14 protein-coding genes are annotated in these 16393 nt (G+C 56.9%); 12 read left to right on the top strand and 2 right to left on the bottom strand.

Annotated elements, in window-relative coordinates:
• The first annotated feature begins 561 nt into the window (after positions 1-561).
• Both acnA and AUP42_RS01720 read left to right on the top strand, forming a co-directional pair.
• Complete coding sequence (acnA, locus tag AUP42_RS01715; protein WP_062948272.1) at positions 562-3249, top strand: aconitate hydratase AcnA; 2688 nt, start codon at positions 562-564, stop codon at positions 3247-3249.
• 226 nt (positions 3250-3475) lie between these two features.
• A complete protein-coding gene (locus AUP42_RS01720) occupies positions 3476-6040 on the top strand; it encodes an EAL domain-containing protein (RefSeq protein WP_062948274.1) in 2565 nt (854 codons plus the stop codon).
• A gap of 63 nt (positions 6041-6103) precedes the next feature.
• On the opposite strand, the gene AUP42_RS01725 is transcribed toward AUP42_RS01720, so the two are convergent.
• The gene (locus AUP42_RS01725; RefSeq protein WP_062948276.1) at positions 6104-7441 is read right to left on the bottom strand and encodes a sodium-dependent transporter; all 1338 of its coding nucleotides are present in this window, start codon (positions 7439-7441) and stop codon (positions 6104-6106) included.
• Positions 7442-7722: 281 nt separating this feature from the next.
• Here AUP42_RS01725 and AUP42_RS01730 point away from each other — a divergent pair, with 281 nt between their 5' ends.
• The 10 genes from AUP42_RS01730 to AUP42_RS01775 all read left to right on the top strand — a co-directional run bounded on the left by AUP42_RS01730 (position 7723) and on the right by AUP42_RS01775 (position 15611).
• The gene (locus tag AUP42_RS01730; protein ID WP_062948278.1) at positions 7723-8466 is read left to right on the top strand and encodes a DUF1223 domain-containing protein; all 744 of its coding nucleotides are present in this window, start codon (positions 7723-7725) and stop codon (positions 8464-8466) included.
• 180 nt (positions 8467-8646) lie between these two features.
• Positions 8647-9369 (top strand): heme ABC exporter ATP-binding protein CcmA, encoded by a 723-nt coding sequence (gene ccmA, locus AUP42_RS01735; RefSeq protein ID WP_062948280.1) that lies wholly within the window; start codon positions 8647-8649, stop codon positions 9367-9369.
• The gene (ccmB, locus tag AUP42_RS01740) at positions 9366-10031 is read left to right on the top strand and encodes a heme exporter protein CcmB (protein ID WP_062948282.1); all 666 of its coding nucleotides are present in this window, start codon (positions 9366-9368) and stop codon (positions 10029-10031) included. Before ccmA ends, ccmB begins: the two co-directional genes overlap by 4 nt.
• A 55-nt stretch (positions 10032-10086) precedes the next feature.
• Positions 10087-10878, top strand: coding sequence for a heme ABC transporter permease (locus AUP42_RS01745; protein WP_062948284.1), 792 nt, complete (start codon positions 10087-10089; stop codon positions 10876-10878).
• Positions 10875-11078 (top strand): heme exporter protein CcmD, encoded by a 204-nt coding sequence (gene ccmD, locus AUP42_RS01750; protein ID WP_062948287.1) that lies wholly within the window; start codon positions 10875-10877, stop codon positions 11076-11078. Before AUP42_RS01745 ends, ccmD begins: the two co-directional genes overlap by 4 nt.
• A 15-nt stretch (positions 11079-11093) precedes the next feature.
• On the top strand, positions 11094-11582 hold the full coding sequence (gene ccmE / locus AUP42_RS01755) for a cytochrome c maturation protein CcmE (protein ID WP_082824644.1): 489 nt from the start codon (positions 11094-11096) through the stop codon (positions 11580-11582).
• Positions 11583-11724: 142 nt separating this feature from the next.
• Entirely contained in the window at positions 11725-13779 is a 2055-nt protein-coding gene (locus AUP42_RS01760) for a heme lyase CcmF/NrfE family subunit (RefSeq protein WP_062948289.1), read from the top strand.
• Positions 13776-14312, top strand: a complete 537-nt coding sequence (locus AUP42_RS01765) for a DsbE family thiol:disulfide interchange protein (protein ID WP_062948291.1) — start codon at positions 13776-13778, stop codon at positions 14310-14312. Before AUP42_RS01760 ends, AUP42_RS01765 begins: the two co-directional genes overlap by 4 nt.
• A complete protein-coding gene (locus AUP42_RS01770; RefSeq protein ID WP_062948293.1) occupies positions 14309-14800 on the top strand; it encodes a cytochrome c-type biogenesis protein in 492 nt (163 codons plus the stop codon). Before AUP42_RS01765 ends, AUP42_RS01770 begins: the two co-directional genes overlap by 4 nt.
• A gap of 52 nt (positions 14801-14852) precedes the next feature.
• Positions 14853-15611 (top strand): tetratricopeptide repeat protein, encoded by a 759-nt coding sequence (locus AUP42_RS01775; protein WP_062948295.1) that lies wholly within the window; start codon positions 14853-14855, stop codon positions 15609-15611.
• 21 nt (positions 15612-15632) lie between these two features.
• Here AUP42_RS01775 and AUP42_RS01780 read toward each other — a convergent pair whose 3' ends face one another.
• The gene (locus AUP42_RS01780; protein ID WP_062948297.1) at positions 15633-16391 is read right to left on the bottom strand and encodes a DeoR/GlpR family DNA-binding transcription regulator; all 759 of its coding nucleotides are present in this window, start codon (positions 16389-16391) and stop codon (positions 15633-15635) included.
• Positions 16392-16393: the final 2 nt, after the last annotated feature.

The following is a 16393-nucleotide window of genomic DNA, read 5'->3' on the forward strand; positions in this document are numbered from 1 at the left end:
ATTTTTGCGTTCTGGTCTGATGAATGCATTTCCACCTATAATTCCGTAAGGTCATCGTGGCACAACCCGGAAACCGAAAACCCTGAAATTATTGCGCCGCACCATTGGGGTCCCTGTTCGCGCTGCACCACGTGCATTCCGGCAAACCCCGAAATTGCCCCCTTGCACAATCAGGCAGCCACCCGATTCGTTGCCGTTTGGACAGGCTTCTCCCCTTATTGGACAGGTCGCCTTCTACATTCGAGTCTTTCCAAACTGGACGGTGACCCCGTGGACTCGCAAACGATGTCCGGGCGGATTTGCGGCGTTTTTCACCGGAATCACATACCTTGCGATTGCCATTACACGCCAGCCATTCACCAATTCGTTGTTATCGCAGGGATTTCAAGAATGACCCTTTTGCGGGTCTGGACTTTCGGGGGGAATTGTGGTGTAACCCCGTGGCACATACATATGTAGCCGTGACCCGCGTCACGAGAAACAGATAGCCCACCGCTCGGCGCTCCGACGGTCGGGGTGTCTTGTCACGACAAGCCCTTTAACCACCTTGAGGAGGGTCTGATGTCCATTTGTGGCAAAGACAACCTGCAAACGCGCCGCACGCTGAAAGTCGGGGATAAATCCTACGACTATTACAGCCTTAAAGTTGCTTCCGAAAAAATCGGCGACGTTTCCAAACTTCCGTTTACGCTGAAGGTCGTTCTGGAAAACCTTCTGCGTTACGAAGACGATTTCACTGTCAAAACCGACGATGTCAAAGCTGTCGTGGAGTGGCTCAAATCCCGTACGAGCTCGCACGAGATCAACTATCGTCCGGCCCGCGTCCTGATGCAGGACTTCACCGGCGTTCCCGCCGTTGTCGACCTTGCCGCGATGCGCGATGCCGTCGTCAAAATGGGTGGCGACGCCCAGAAGGTGAACCCGCTTTCACCGGTTGACCTCGTCATTGACCACTCGGTCATGATCGACTTCTTCGGCACCGACGACGCACTCGACAAAAACATGGAAGTCGAGTTCGAACGTAACGGCGAACGCTACGAGTTCCTGCGCTGGGGCCAGAATGCGTTCAACAATTTCCGCATCGTCCCGCCGGGGGCAGGTATCTGCCACCAGGTGAACGTCGAACATCTCGCCAAGGTCGTCTGGACCGGCGAAGATGACAACGGCAAAACCGTTGCCTATCCCGATACGCTGGTCGGTACCGACTCTCACACCACCATGGTCAACGGCCTTGCCGTTCTGGGTTGGGGTGTTGGCGGTCTCGAAGCCGAAGCCGCAATGCTCGGTCAGCCGATCTCGATGCTGATCCCCGAAGTCGTCGGTTTCAAACTGACCGGCTCGATGAAAGAAGGCATCACCGCAACCGACCTCGTGCTGCGCGTCGTTCAGATGCTCCGCGAAAAAGGCGTTGTCGGCAAGTTCGTCGAATTCTATGGCGACGCGCTTGACCATATGAGCCTGCCGGATCGTGCGACCATCGGTAACATGGCACCGGAATACGGTGCGACCTGTGGCTTCTTCCCGATCGACGATGAAACGCTGAACTACATGCGTAACACCGGCCGCTCCGAAGAACAGATCGCACTGGTCGAAGCATATGCCAAAGAACAGGGCATGTGGCGCGACCCGAGCTTCGAAGCAGAATATACCTCGACCCTTGAACTCGACATCTCGACCGTCGAACCGGCCCTGTCCGGTCCGAAACGTCCGCAGGACCGTGTTCTGCTGAAAGATGCCGTTTCAAGCTTCACCAAGACCTTTGCCGATATGGCACCGGGTGTTGATGCGGATCGTTCTGTTCCGGTTTCGAACGAAAACTTCGCAATGAAAGACGGTAACGTCGTTATTGCCGCCATCACGTCCTGCACCAACACCTCGAACCCGAGCGTGCTGATCGCAGCCGGCCTGCTGGCGAAAAAAGCGGTTGAACTCGGCCTGCAGCGCAAACCGTGGGTGAAAACCTCGCTCGCACCGGGCTCGCTGGTTGTTGCCGACTATCTCGAAAAAGCCGGTCTGCAGTCCTATCTCGACAAGCTTGGCTTTAACGTTGCCGGTTTCGGTTGCACCACCTGTATCGGTAACTCCGGTCCGCTGGCCGACCCGATCATCGAGGCAATTGACGGCAACGACATGCTCGTTACCGCCGTTCTGTCGGGCAACCGTAACTTCGAAGGCCGCATCAGCCCGCAGGTCAAGGCAAACTACCTTGCCTCCCCGCCGCTGGTTGTTGCCTATGCCATTGCCGGTAACCTGAAGGTCGATCTGAACAAAGACCCGATCGGTACCGACAAGAACGGCAAAGACGTCTTCATGAAAGACATCTGGCCGACCAACAAGGAAATCGCGGACACCATCGCGTCCTCGATCTCTGCTTCGATGTACAAGGATCGTTACGACAACATCTTTGCCGGCCCGAAACCGTGGCAGGAAATCGAAGTCACCGAAGGCGAAACCTTCGATTGGGATGGCAAATCGACCTACGTCCAGAACCCGCCCTACTTCGTCAATATGGCGAAAGAACCGGGTGAGTTCTCGGAAGTTCATGGTGCGCGTCCGCTCCTGATCCTGGGTGACTCTGTCACCACCGACCACATTTCTCCGGCCGGTTCGATCAAGGCAGAAAGCCCGGCAGGTGAATACCTCAAGGCTCATGGCGTCGAAGTTCGTGACTTCAACTCCTACGGCGCACGCCGCGGGAACCACGAAGTCATGATGCGCGGTACCTTTGCCAACATCCGTATCCGCAACGAAATGGCACCGGGCACCGAAGGTGGTGTTTCGGTTCATTACCCGTCCGGCGAACAGGGCTGGGTCTATGATGTTGCCATGCGTTACCAGGCCGAAGGCACCCCGCTGGTTGTCATCGCTGGTAAGGAATACGGCACCGGTTCGTCCCGTGACTGGGCAGCCAAAGGCACCAACCTTCTTGGCGTCAAAGCTGTTCTGGCCGAAAGCTTCGAGCGTATCCACCGCACCAACCTGGTCTGCATGGGCGTCCTGCCGCTGCAGTTCAAGAATGGTGAAGGTCGTGCGACCTACAAGCTTGATGGCACCGAAGTCTTCGACGTTCTGGGTATCGGCAACGGTATCAACCCGATGCAGGACGTTACGGTTCGTATCACGCGCAAGGATGGCTCCACCGAAGAGGTCATTGCCACCTGCCGTATCGATACCGAAAACGAAGTCCTTTACTACCAGAACGGCGGCATTCTGCAGTTCGTTCTGCGTAACATGATGAAAGCGGCCTGATTTCTCCTGAAATCAGAAGCTGACTGAATGCGAAACACCCCCGCCTTTTATGGACGGGGGTGTTTTTTTGCAGGAACCTGCACCTTTAAATTGCGCCAAATCCAAACCACATCTATCCATTGATTTATAACAAGTCAGCCATCCCGACGATTTGCTAGGGATGAGGCTAGACCAGAAATGCCCGCAAACCGGGTGCCAGACAGGATTTGGACAGCAACAGGTTATTATGACGCGCCCCAGTTTTTCGGATGGCAAGCCCCCTCACCTGACCGTAGGTACGATTTCCCCCGGCATTGTGTTGCGATGCGGGCCGGAAACCGCCATTGGTCAGGCCATCGACATGATGCGCGAAGCCAATTGCAGCTCCATCATTGTCACCAGGGATCACCTGCCGGTCGGAATCTGGACGGAAAAGGACTGCCTGTCCCTGCCGGCCGACTGCGAAGCCACCCTGAACGAGCCGATATCAAAATGGATGTCGACCCCGGTCCACAGCATTTCCGTCCACGCCACGCCCGAGGCCGCGATCATCCGCATGCGCGAACGCCATGTCCGCCATCTGGTTACCGTGGACGAGGAAAACCGCCTTGCCGGAATCATCAGCCAGTCGGATCTGATCCGTCAGCAGGGAAGCTGGCGCAAGCTTGGCGATGGTGATGTCGGTGCCGCCATCCGCCGCACGACAATCTTTGTCGATGGCGATATTGCGATGTCGGAACTGCGCGCCCGCATGCATGACGCCAAATGCGACTGCGCGATTGTCTATGATCCGTCGGTTGCGACCGACCCGGTCGCGATGCTCGATCACACCGGGATCATCACCGAACGCGATATCCTGCGCAATCTGGCCAATGGCGATCACGCAACCCCCGCCATCAAGGTCGCCAGCCGTCCACTGCGCGTTATTTCCGCCAGGGCCAGCCTGAACAATGCCCGCGACACGATGCTGGCCGAACATATCCGCCATCTTGCCGTCATCGATGAAACCGACAACGTGATCGGTGTTCTGTCATTTGCCGATCTGCTGGAGTTCATCGAACAGGACTACTTCGCCCATCTCCGGTCCGTGATGGAAGGCCGCGATATCGAACTGAGTGCGGCGCGCCGGTCACTGTTTCTGGCCGACAAGATCATTGAAACCTCGCCCGACGGGATCATGGTCTGTGCCGCCGATGGCACGATCGAACTGGTCAATCCTGCCTTCACGCGCGTAACCGGCTACACCGCCAGCGATGTGATCGGCAAGAACCCGAATATCCTGCAATCCGGTCGCCAGTCCCGCGAATTTTATACCGCGATGTGGCGCGATATTGCGCGACAGGGCAAATGGGAAGGCGAAATCTGGAACCGTCGCAAATCCGGCGAGATTTATCCCGAATGGCTTTCGATCATCGCGATCCGCGATGCCGATGGCCAGATCAGTCAGTATGCGTCGATCTTCACCGATATCAGCGAACGCAAGAAAAACCGCGAGGATATCCTGCGGCTTGCCCATATTGATGAACTGACCGGCTATCCTAATCGCCGCCGCTTCCTTGAACTGCTGGCACATGGCATCGGTGAGTCCCGGCGCAAGGGAACGCGCCTGACGATCCTGCTGCTTGATATCGATAATTTCCAGCGGGTGAACAACACATTGGGCCACGGTGACGGCGACGATGTTCTGGTCGAAGTTGCGCGTCGCCTGCATCGCCGTCTGGATCAGGGTGGGGTTCTGGCACGTGTCGGTGCGGATGAATATGCCATCCTGCTGTCAGGCGGCCAATCTGCCGACGATGATGCCGCACTGGCCGACGATCTTCTAAAGGCGTTAAGCCAGCCACACCGCACCAGCAAGGGGCAGGAAATCTATCTTTCGGCCAGCATCGGCATTGCATCATTCCCCCACGATGCCAACGATACCGCCAATCTTTTGCGCAATGCCGAAATTGCCATGATGCAGTCCAAGGAACAGGGGCGAAACCGGTTCAGCCGCTATAACCGCGCCAGCCATTCGCGCAGCGATACCGACCTTGCCCTTGAAACCGCATTGCGTCGCGCCCTGGACCGGGATGAATTTCATCTGGTCTATCAACCGCAATTCGAAGCCCGCACAGGCAACCTGCACGGGGTCGAAGCCCTTTTGCGCTGGAACCATCCGGAACGCGGCCCGATCCCGCCAACCGTGTTCATTCCCGTGGCCGAGGAAATCGGCGTCATCGGGGAACTCGGCCGCTGGGTATTGCGCCATGCCTGCCGACAGGCCGTTTCATGGCGCGAAAAGGGCCTGCATAACATCACCATGGCGGTGAATGTTTCGGTTCAGCAATTCTATGGCACGGTTGATCTTGCCGACCAGATCAGAACAATCCTGGTCGAAAAGGGCATGGCGGCAGACCGGCTGGAAATCGAAATCACCGAAAGCCTGTTCATGCAGAACATTGATGAAATGCGCGCCAACATGCAGCGCATTCGCGATCTCGGCGTCAAAATCGCGCTGGATGATTTTGGCACCGGCTTTTCCAGTCTCAGCTACCTGCGCAAACTGCCGTTCGACACGATCAAGATGGATCGCAGCTTTGTAAGCGACATCAATCAGGGGCGCGAAGGCAGCACGCTTGCGATCACGATCCTCAATATGGCGCAGAACCTGCGCAAAAAATGTGTCGCCGAAGGTGTTGAAACCAATGCCCAGCTCACGCTTCTGCGCGATGCCGGCTGTGACTACATTCAAGGCTACCTCATGGGAAAACCGATGAGTGCCGATGACATTTTCGACTTGTCACAGCAAAGATCGGCCGAAGCTTCCTGACCCAGACAAAAAGGGCGGGGAAATTCCCCGCCCTTTGCATTTCGGATGCTTTGAAAAGCTGGCCTAAAGCACGCCAAGCCCCTTCAGCAGAATGAAGGCAATCGCAAGCGGTGCGATGAACTTGACGATAATGCCCCAGGCATTGATCCAGCCCGGTACCACGCCATTGTGGGCGGCGATGTCTTCCTTGGCCTTGCCCCAGACAACCCAGCCGACAAACAGCGAGATGAACAGACCACCAATCGGCAGCAGCAATTTCGAGCTGATGTAATCCATCAGATCAAAGAAGCCGAGGCCAAAGATGGTGAACTCGCCCATGATGCCAAGCGACAGCGAGGACGGAATCCCCAGCAGGAAGATAATCACACCCACCACGATTGATGCCGATTTGCGGCTGATGCCACGGTCATCGACGAAATAGGCGACAACCACCTCAAGGATCGAAACCGCCGACGTCAATGCCGCAATACCGAGCAGCAGGAAGAACATGAACGCAAAGACCGATCCCATCGGCATATGCGCAAACACCGCTGGCAGCGTAATAAAGGTCAGGCCCGGCCCCGCACTGGGATCAAAGCCGAAGGCAAACACGGCAGGCAGGATCAGAAGACCCGCCATCACCGCAACCGAGGTATCAAGCAGCGTCACCCAACCGGCCGAACTTGCGATATTTTCCTTTTTGCTCAGATACGAGCCATAGGTAATCATCGCGCCCATCCCAAGCGAGAGCGAGAAGAACGCCTGCGAAAGGGCTTCCGATACCGTCGTCCACGTGACTTTGGAAAAGTCCGGCGACAGCAGGAAGGCAATACCTTCGCCTGCACCCGGAAGCGTTACCGAACGCACGATCAGGATCAGCAACAGCGCAAACAGGGCTGGCATCAAAATCTTGGACGCGCGCTCGATCCCCGAACCGACACCCGCCAGAACCACAAAGATCGTCAGCGCCATGAACAGCGCATGATAGATCAGCGGCGAAACAGGATCGGAAATGAACCCGCCAAAGATACTACCCAATGCGGCCGGGTCTTCAATCGCAAGCGCCCCGGTGATCGATTTGACCATGTAGGAAATCGTCCAGCCGGCAACGACGCTGTAAAATGACAGGATGATAAAGGCCGCCGCGACACCACAGAAACCAACCAGCGGCCAGACGCCGCCTTTAAGCTTCGCGAACGCACCAATCGCATTCTTTTCCGCCATCCGGCCGATGACCATTTCAGCCAGCATGACCGAAAGCCCGATGGTAAAGACCAGCGCCAGATAAATCAGCAAGAAGGCACCACCGCCATTCTCGCCCGCCATATAGGGAAACTTCCAGATGTTGCCCAGCCCCACGGCCGACCCGGCAGCCGCCAGGATAAAGCCGAGGCGTGAACCCCAATGCTCTCGTTTAATCATTGCCTGCAAACCTTTCTTGGACCGGCATCCACGGAAAGTCGCTCCCGCCGCAGTGCCTGTTCCTCATTTTTCTGTATAAACGCAAAGGTGATTTCACCTCACGCATTCCGTGAAGACCTGTTGCCCCCTTTCGGAATTGACCGGAGCTAATAACACCAATCTTCCGAAATCTCCTGTCTAAATTCCCGGATTCCACGCAAAAATCAGTCGTTTCGGCGCATACGGGTCTTTCAACGCCTTGTGATTGGTGGTTGATACGCATTTTGGGGCATCATCAAGCCATGAAACAGCTTCGCCCCCTTATCATCATGCTTGCAACCGCGTTTTTCGGTGGTTTTTCGACCGCATATGCAGCCGAATCCACTTCACCCCGCGCCGTGATCGAGCTTTACACATCCGAAGGATGCAATTCCTGCCCCCCGGCGGATCGCGTCCTTTACGAATTAAATCAGGAACGTAGCGACCTTCTCGCACTGTCCTTCCATGTCGATTACTGGAACTATCTTGGATGGGAAGACCCGTTTTCCAGTGCCGCCAATACGGAACGCCAACGTGATTATGCCGGTCGCATGCGCGAACGTTATGTCTATACCCCGCAGGTCGTGATCAATGGTGATCATGTCGTTCGGGCCACCGCCAAAAGCCGAATCGTCACCACCAGCGATGAAACAACCCCGCTTCGGCAATGGGCGGAACTGGCCCTGCAATCGGATAAAAGCGCCACACCCGCCAATGGCAAATTGAAACTCGGCATGGTCGATACCCCGCCCGCCGGTCAATCCTATCAGCTTTGGCTGATCGGCTTTGATCGCGAACATGAACGCGATGTCCGGTCTGGCGAAAATGCCGGTCGGCGTCTGGTTCACGCCAATGTCGTGCGCGAAATGATCGATCTGGGTCAATGGGACGGCCAGCAGCGCGAACTTGATTTCGCCCTGAGCCAGCCTTGCGACGGCGGTGTCGTGGTCCTTGTTCAGGAAGGCCGCGGCGGCCCGGTTCGAAGCGCCTCGGTCATCCGCTTCTGATTACCCATCCCTCAACCAAACGCCGCAGCCGGTTTCTGATCGCTGCGGCGTTTGGCGTTTCTTTGGATTGATTTGAAACAATGTCATCACATCCAATGTCGGATAAAGCATGATTAATCACCCCGGACGCGTTATAGAAAACGCATATCCGGCATGAATTCCGACAGTCAAACGAGTTAGATGACAGTTTTTACCGGTTCTGATCTGACCTGTCTGCGTGGCGAACGTCTGGTCTTTGGCGATCTTTCCTTTGGCGCCAATACCGGCGATGCCGTGATGCTGCGTGGCCGCAATGGTGCAGGAAAATCAAGCCTGCTGCGCCTGATGGCGGGCCTTATGCCCCCGCGCCTTGGCACCATCCGCTGGCAGGGCGATGATATCGCCGATGATAAAATCGCCCATCGTGCCCGCCTGCATTACCTTGGTCATCAGGATGCCATCAAACCGGTTCTGAGTGTTCGTGACAATCTGCGCCTGTGGGCCGAACTGCGCGGTATTTCCCATATCGACGCCGAAATCGATCAGGCCCTTCGCGCCCTTGATATTCATCATCTTGGCAACACCGCCGGGCGATATCTTTCAAGCGGCCAGAAACGCCGCACCGCCCTTGCCCGTATCCTGCTGGGTCAAAGCGACCTTTGGCTGCTCGATGAACCAACTGTTGGCCTTGATCGCGAAAGCTGTGCTGAACTGGCCCGCCTGATTGCCGAATTCCGCGCCAAAGGCGGCATCGTGGTTTATTCGACCCATGTCGATCTGGATATCGCGGCCCCAACCATCCTCGATCTGGATCAGTTCGCCATCCCGATGATGGAATGGCTGGTCGAACAGGATAATGAAGAAGCAGACGAAAACCTGTCGCACGACATGAATCAAGGCAAGGCGACGGAGGCCGCGATATGAATGCCTTTGTCGCCATCCTGCGGCGCGATTTGCGTCTGGCCCTGCGTCAGGGGGCGGATTCCGTGATGGTGGTTGCCTTCTTTATCGTAACCACCACCCTGTTTCCGTTTGGTGTCGGGCCCGAAGCCAACATTCTGGCGCGTATCGCATCGGGGGTGATCTGGGTCGCGGCCCTGCTGGCCGCCATGCTGTCACTCGAACGCGTCTTTCAGACCGATTACGAGGATGGCACGCTGGAATTGCTGACCCTGTCGCCCGCCCCGCTGGAACTGCTGGTGCTGGGCAAGGTCTGCGCCCACTGGCTGACGACGGGCCTGCCGCTGATTATTGCCGCACCGGTGATGGCGGTGATGCTGAATATGGATCAGGACGGCTTTGGCACTTTGATGATCGCCATGCTGATCGGCACACCCGCACTCAGCCTGATCGGGGCGATTGGCGCGGCACTGATACTGGGGGCACGGCGCGGCGGTGTACTGGTGTCGCTGCTGGTCCTGCCACTATATATACCGGTACTGATTTTCGGTGCTGGCGCGGTCGAGGCCGCATTGCTTGGCATTTCCGCCCAGGCACAGTTACAGATCATGGGGGCGATCCTGTTGCTGTCACTGGCTGCTGCCCCGTTTGCCACGGCCCACGCCATCCGGCAGGCAGTGGAATGACAAAGAACACAGACTGACGATCTTCGGCGGCATCGCCGCAAACGGACGAGAGAAAATGCATCGTTTCGCCAAACCAAGCGTGTTTCTGAAACTGACCGGGGCCATGATGCCCTGGATGGTCGCGCTGACCGTCATCCTCACCGTGGTCGGGCTTTATCTGGCCCTGATCGGGTCACCGGTTGACTATCAGCAGGGCAACACCGTCCGCATCATGTATATCCATGTGCCCGCCGCATGGATGGGCCTGTTCTGTTATGTCGGCATGGCCCTTTGCGGCGCCATGAGCCTGATCTGGAAACATCCGCTGGCCGATATCTGCGCGCGCGCCACCGCACCGGTCGGCGCGACCTTTACCGCCCTGACCCTGATTACCGGGTCGCTTTGGGGCGAACCGATGTGGGGAACATGGTGGGTATGGGATGCGCGTCTGACCTCAATGCTGATCCTGCTGTTCCTCTATCTTGGCTATATCGCGCTGGTAAATGCCTTTGACGATCCCGAACGCGGGTCAAAGGCCGGATCGGCACTGGCGCTGGTCGGGGTGGTCAATGTGCCGATCGTCAAATTTTCGGTCGACTGGTGGAACACCCTGCATCAACCGGCATCGGTCGCCCGCATGGGCGGCCCCAGCATCGATCCCAGCATGCTGGCCCCGCTTCTGATCATGGCCTTTGCCTTTACAGGATATTATTTCATCGTATTGGTTTTGCGTGTGCGCCTTGAACTGAACCAGCGCCGCATCCGCGCCCTTCAGCTCAGCGGCCTGTTTGACGAACGCGCCGCTGCCAATGGCGATGACGACGCACTTGCCTATGATCAGGGTCACAACGCCGGAGCCGGAAAATGAGTGAATTCTTCTCAATGGGCGGATACGGCAGCTATATCTGGGCCAGCTACGGCATCGCTGCCCTTGCCATGATCGTCCTTCTGATCGCAACCCTGCGGGGCCTGCGTCAAAGCAAAACCGAACTTGATCAGCTTGAAACCGTTCTGAAAGCCCGCCGTCCCAGACGTGCCCGCACCACAGACCAGTCTCAGACATCCTGAGCGGAGAATATCGAAGTGTCTCTTTCGCGTGCCAAATCCCGCAAACGTCAGCGCATGTATATCATCATGGCCGCCATTCTCGCGGTCGGTGCGGCTGCCGCACTTGCCCTGACGGCGTTTGAAGATTCGGTTGTGTTCTTCTTCAGCCCGACCGAAATCGCCGAAAAATCGCCGATTGATCCCGATCAGCGCCTGCGCGTCGGCGGCCTTGTCGAAGAAGGATCGCTTAAAAAACTCGGCGGCGGTGAAACCGTCACCTTCACCGTTACCGACATGGCAAATTCGGTCACCATTTCCTATACCGGCATCCTGCCCGACCTGTTCCGTGAAGGTCAGGGCGTCGTCGCCGAAGGCCATATGGGCTCCGAGGGTCAGTTCATCGCATCCGAAGTTCTGGCAAAACATGACGAGAATTACATGCCGCCAGAAGTCGCTGACTCATTGAAAAAAAGCGGTTATTGGGAAGAAATCGAAGCCCGAAATGCCGAACAAATGCGTAATTAAGCCACATTCTGCCATCATAAAAACCTCATATTGAAGCCTTCAACGCGGCATTAAAACTGGGTGGATGCCTTGCTATTTGACAGCAGGGGCTGAGTGGTGTTCGTTTACCGCACATCACGTACGGGGAAATCTGAAGAAACGCATGATCGCAGAGTTTGGACATTTTGCCCTTATCCTCATTCTCGCATTGGGGACCTGCCAGGCCGTCCTGTTCTGTCCGGCCCTGTTTCGCGCAAGCTATCGCGCGCTCGGCCCGACACCGGCGATGGCTCCGGCAATCGCAAGCGGCTCCCTGCCTGACGGAATGACCGGCACGACCGGGCCTGCCGAAACATCCGGTTTCGGTGTCTGGCCACTGCCCTTTGCCATGTGCGTTCTGGCAATCATTGCCGAGGCCGCCCTGATCCATTCCTTCATTGTCAGCGATTTCACCCTGCCCGTGGTGGCCGGTTACAGCCATTCTTCGACCCCGCTGATTTACCGCATCGGTGCAGCCTTCATCCCCGATAGCGGCGCGATGCTGTTCTGGGTCGCGACCACTACTCTGGCGACATTGTTATTTGCCCTGCAAAGTGTTGCGCGCGGCGTTACCGAACAGGACCGTGTTGCCCTTGGCATTCTTGGCATCGTTGTCGCCCTGCTGGCGGCGGCAGCAATCATTGATGCCGATCCCTTCATGCGTTCCGGGATGGCGCCCCTTGATGGCAGCGGCCTTGACCCGGAATTGCAGGACATCGCCGGCATGATCCGCGGACCGATCCTCTATGCCGGTCTTGCCGGACTGTCGGTGATCTTTGCCGTAACCTTTGCCGCCTTGCCGGGTGCCAAGCTTGATCGTGCATGGTCCGAACAGCTTCGTCCGTGGGCAATGGTCTCCTGGACGTTCCTTGGCGGTGCCATCGCGATTAGCGCCTACCGCGCCTATACCGAACAGGCATGGGGCAACTGGTGGTATTGGGATACATCCGAAAATGCCCTGCTGCTGCCCTGGCTTTTGACCACGGCCTTCGTGCATTGCCGGGCGGTTCTTGAAAAAACCGATACCCTGAAACCCTGGACGGCCCTTTTGGCCCTGTCTGCCTTCGGGGCGGGCTGGTTCGGAACATTCCTTGTGCGCTCTGACCTGCTCGGGCCATTGCCAACCGCCCTGCTCAGCAACGGCGATAGTGTGGCCCTTCTGGTCGGCTTCTGTGTGCTGTTTGCCGGGGCCTATTTCATGTTCTGGCGCTGTGCTGGCGGCATGATCGACAACAAGGACTTTTCCCTGATATCGCGCGAAAGCGGCATGTTCTTAAACAGTGTGATGCTGTCGGTTGCTGCCGCAACCGTTCTGATCGGCACCATTTATCCGCTGTTCCTGCGCTGGTTTGACGGCGATATCATCACGGTCGGTCCGCCGTTCTTCGTCCAGGCGCTGATCCCGATCGGTTTGCCGCTTCTGTTCCTGATGGGTTTTGCCCCGACACTTCGCTGGCGCAATGACGAGGCATGGCAGATCGGACGCCGGATGAAACTGGCGGCCATGATGTCGCTGATTGTCATTCTGTTTGTCTGGATGCGCTTTATCAATGCATCCCCCCTGCCATTGCTTGGCATCGGCCTTGCGGCATGGGTCTTTACCGCCGCCCTTGGTGATCTTTGGGAACGCCTGTGGCGTCAGCCCGATCACGGCGAAGGCAAATACCGCAATCTCCAGCTTCTTGGCCCCCGCTATCTCAGCATGACCTTTGCCCATATCGGCATCGCCATCCTGATCGCCGGTGGCTCGGCCAGTGCCATCTGGGAACAGCAGATATCGCTGTCGGCCCGCACCGGCCAAAGCATCCAGATCGGTCCCTATAACCTGCAATATGAAGGTGTGGCACTGCTGCCCGGTGAAAACTTCGCCACGCGCAAGGCGACCTTTATCGTCTATCGCAACGCCCAGCCGGTTGCCGAACTGTTCCCCGAAGTCCGCTATTATCCGATCCGCGGCATTGAAACCAAGGAAGCCGATATCTGGCACGGACGCGACGGGGATTTGCATGTTTCCGTCGGCGAACGTGCCGAAGACGGCGGACGTGTCGTGACCGTCCGGTTCCTGCCGATGATGCCCTGGGTTTGGGGTGGAATGTTACTGATGCTGATTGGTGGTGCCATCAGCATCTGTACGCGCATCGTCCTGCGCTATAAGAAGAACGGAGTTCCCGCTTCATGAGATTCTGGATCGCAGTCATCCCGCTGGTGCTCTTTGCGGCCCTTGCCGGTGTCTTTCTGATGAATATCGGCAAGGATACATCTGTTGTACCATCTGCCTTGCTCGACAAACCGGCGCCGGATTTCCAGCTTCCCCCGCTGCCCGGTCGTGATCAGGGATTGTCGCGGGCCGATATTTCAAAGGGCGAGGTTTCGGTTCTGAACGTCTTTGCCAGCTGGTGCATTCCGTGCCGTGCCGAACATCCGCTGATCAAGCGCCTCTCGCGCGAGGCCGATGTGCCTGTTTACGGTCTGAACTACAAGGAAAAAGACCCGCAGGACGGGGTGAACTGGCTTGATGAACTGGGCGATCCCTATACCGCGGTCGGCATGGATCTGTCTGGGCGGACCGGGATCGATTTCGGTGTCTATGGCGTGCCGGAAACCTTTATCATCGATGGCAGCGGACAGATCAGATACAAGCATGTCGGTCCGGTCACCAATGAAATCCTCGAAGAAGTCCTCCTGCCCAAGATTGCGGAGTTAAAGGGATGATCCGTCGAAATTGCTCACTGTTCGCGGCCTTCGTGATCCTGCTGGGTTTGCATGCAGCCCCGGCATTTGCGGTCAACCCCGATGAAATGCTGGCCGATCCGAAACTGGAAGAACGCGCGCGCGACATCAGTCAGGAACTGCGCTGTCTGGTCTGTCAGAACCAGTCGATTGATGATTCCGATGCCGATCTGGCTCGCGATCTGCGCATTCTTGTCCGCGAACGTCTGGTTGCCGGTGACAGCAACGAGGAAGTCATCGATTACATTGTCGAACGCTATGGCGATTATGTTCTGCTGAACCCGCCGCTGAAACCCGAAACCTATATCCTTTGGATCAGCCCGGCGGTTCTTGCATTCCTTGCCCTGATTGCCGTGATTGCCTTTTACCGCCGCAAACAGCGCGAAGACGGTGCAGGACCAAAATCGCTTTCCGCCCAGGAACAGAAGCGGCTTGATGAAATCCTCGGCACGTCACAGGATCACTCGTAACGATGCAGTTTGATCACCCTGCATACCGCATTCCCCGCAAGCGAGGTTCCCTGTGATCTGGCTTGGTCTTGTCATACTTGCCGCGTTTGGCGGGCTTGCGATTTATGCCAGCCTGCCGCGCCACCTTGGCAAATCCGGTGATGCTGCAACGCCGGGCACCAAACTTTCCTTTGGCCCCGTCGCCCGGATCGGCTTTTCCGCCCTGCCGATTATTGCCGCGGTTATTCTTTATACGGCGATTGGCATGCCGCAAGTTCCGTCGCGCCCCTATGCCGAACGGGAAGGCGAACGCAATCTTGCCGCGGCGGCGGCCGCCGCAACCGATGTGACAGATCCCGATTTCCAAACCGATCAGCAAATCCGCCGTCTGCTCAGTCAGATCGTCCTCACGCTTGAAGCCAATCCGCGTAACCTGCAGGGCTGGATTGTTCTGGCGCGCGGGTCGTTACGGTTGGGGGACGTTGAACGGGCGGTCGCGGCCTTTGCACGTGCCTATGCCCTGTCGGGGCACAATCCGTTACTCGCCATTGAATATGCCGACACACGCATCACCGCCCAGCAGGGCCAGATTGATCAGGTATCACGTGATCTTGTCCTGCATGCCCTTGGCCAGATGCCAAACCATCAGCTCAGCCGCTATTACTATGGCATGATGCTGAAACAGCAAAACAAGTATCAACAGGCCCTGAATGTCTTTACCGATCTCTATCACGACATTCCAAAGGACGACCCGCTCAGCGGCGCGACCGAGGCGGAAATCCAGTTGCTGAACGCGGAAATCGCCGACGCGACAGAGTCGGAACCGAACTAGGGTTCGACCCCAAACCATCCACTATTGCGTGATCAGGGCGCAACCGGTTTTCGCTGCCAGTTCCGGGTCACATTGCGGGTCGCTACAGATCATGTCGAACTGCTCCAGCTTGGCAAACAGCATGGGCTTGATGACATTGAATTTTGTGGAATCAACAACAAGGATTTTGTTGGCAGCGGTCTGAAGAACCGCCTGTTTGATATCAACTTCATGGGGATTGGAACAACTGACCCCCCGGCTGATATTGACCCCGCCCGCCGACATGAAAGCGGTATTGATATTCAGGTTCAGAATGGCATTCACGCTGTTGCTGTCTGCAAAAGATGCCGATGACGCATGATACATCCCGCCCAGCATGATGACTCGGATGCCCGGCTTTTTGCACAGGATCTCGGCCACATTGATCGAATAGCAGATCGCCGTGATATCGCGGTTTTCCGGTATCGCATTGGCCAGGTAGGGAATGGTCGTACCGCAATCAAGGAAAATGGTATCACCCGGTTTCACATAACGCGCCGCAATATGGCAGGCCGCCCGTTTGAGGTCGGTATGGGAACCGCGTTCGCGGTCCATGATATATCCAAGCCCGCCGGCGGCTGGCGACTTGAGTGTGATATATCCGCCCATATATGTGAAAATGTTATCACAGGCGGCAACATCGCGGCGGACCGTCATTTCTGAAACGCCAAGAAGATCGGCGGCATCCTTCAGGCGGATCACATTGCTGACTTCCAGACTGCGGGTCAGGGTTTCGATCCGATCCAGCGATTTGGTCGACATTC

This window comes from Thalassospira lucentensis (genome assembly GCF_001613805.1).
In the GTDB taxonomy this organism is placed as follows: Bacteria; Pseudomonadota; Alphaproteobacteria; order Rhodospirillales; family Thalassospiraceae; genus Thalassospira; species Thalassospira lucentensis_A.

Excerpts from the sequence above, each read along its gene's own strand:
- acnA (WP_062948272.1), top strand. The coding sequence starts at position 562 with ATGTCCATTTGTGGCAAAGACAACCTGCAAACGCGCCGCACGCTGAAA.
- AUP42_RS01720 (WP_062948274.1), top strand. The coding sequence starts at position 3,476 with ATGACGCGCCCCAGTTTTTCGGATGGCAAGCCCCCTCACCTGACCGTA.
- AUP42_RS01725 (WP_062948276.1), bottom strand. The coding sequence starts at position 7,441 with ATGATTAAACGAGAGCATTGGGGTTCACGCCTCGGCTTTATCCTGGCG.
- AUP42_RS01730 (WP_062948278.1), top strand. The coding sequence starts at position 7,723 with ATGAAACAGCTTCGCCCCCTTATCATCATGCTTGCAACCGCGTTTTTC.
- ccmA (WP_062948280.1), top strand. The coding sequence starts at position 8,647 with ATGACAGTTTTTACCGGTTCTGATCTGACCTGTCTGCGTGGCGAACGT.
- ccmB (WP_062948282.1), top strand. The coding sequence starts at position 9,366 with ATGAATGCCTTTGTCGCCATCCTGCGGCGCGATTTGCGTCTGGCCCTG.
- AUP42_RS01745 (WP_062948284.1), top strand. The coding sequence starts at position 10,087 with ATGCATCGTTTCGCCAAACCAAGCGTGTTTCTGAAACTGACCGGGGCC.
- ccmD (WP_062948287.1), top strand. The coding sequence starts at position 10,875 with ATGAGTGAATTCTTCTCAATGGGCGGATACGGCAGCTATATCTGGGCC.
- AUP42_RS01760 (WP_062948289.1), top strand. The coding sequence starts at position 11,725 with ATGATCGCAGAGTTTGGACATTTTGCCCTTATCCTCATTCTCGCATTG.
- AUP42_RS01765 (WP_062948291.1), top strand. The coding sequence starts at position 13,776 with ATGAGATTCTGGATCGCAGTCATCCCGCTGGTGCTCTTTGCGGCCCTT.
- AUP42_RS01770 (WP_062948293.1), top strand. The coding sequence starts at position 14,309 with ATGATCCGTCGAAATTGCTCACTGTTCGCGGCCTTCGTGATCCTGCTG.
- AUP42_RS01780 (WP_062948297.1), bottom strand. The coding sequence starts at position 16,391 with ATGTCGACCAAATCGCTGGATCGGATCGAAACCCTGACCCGCAGTCTG.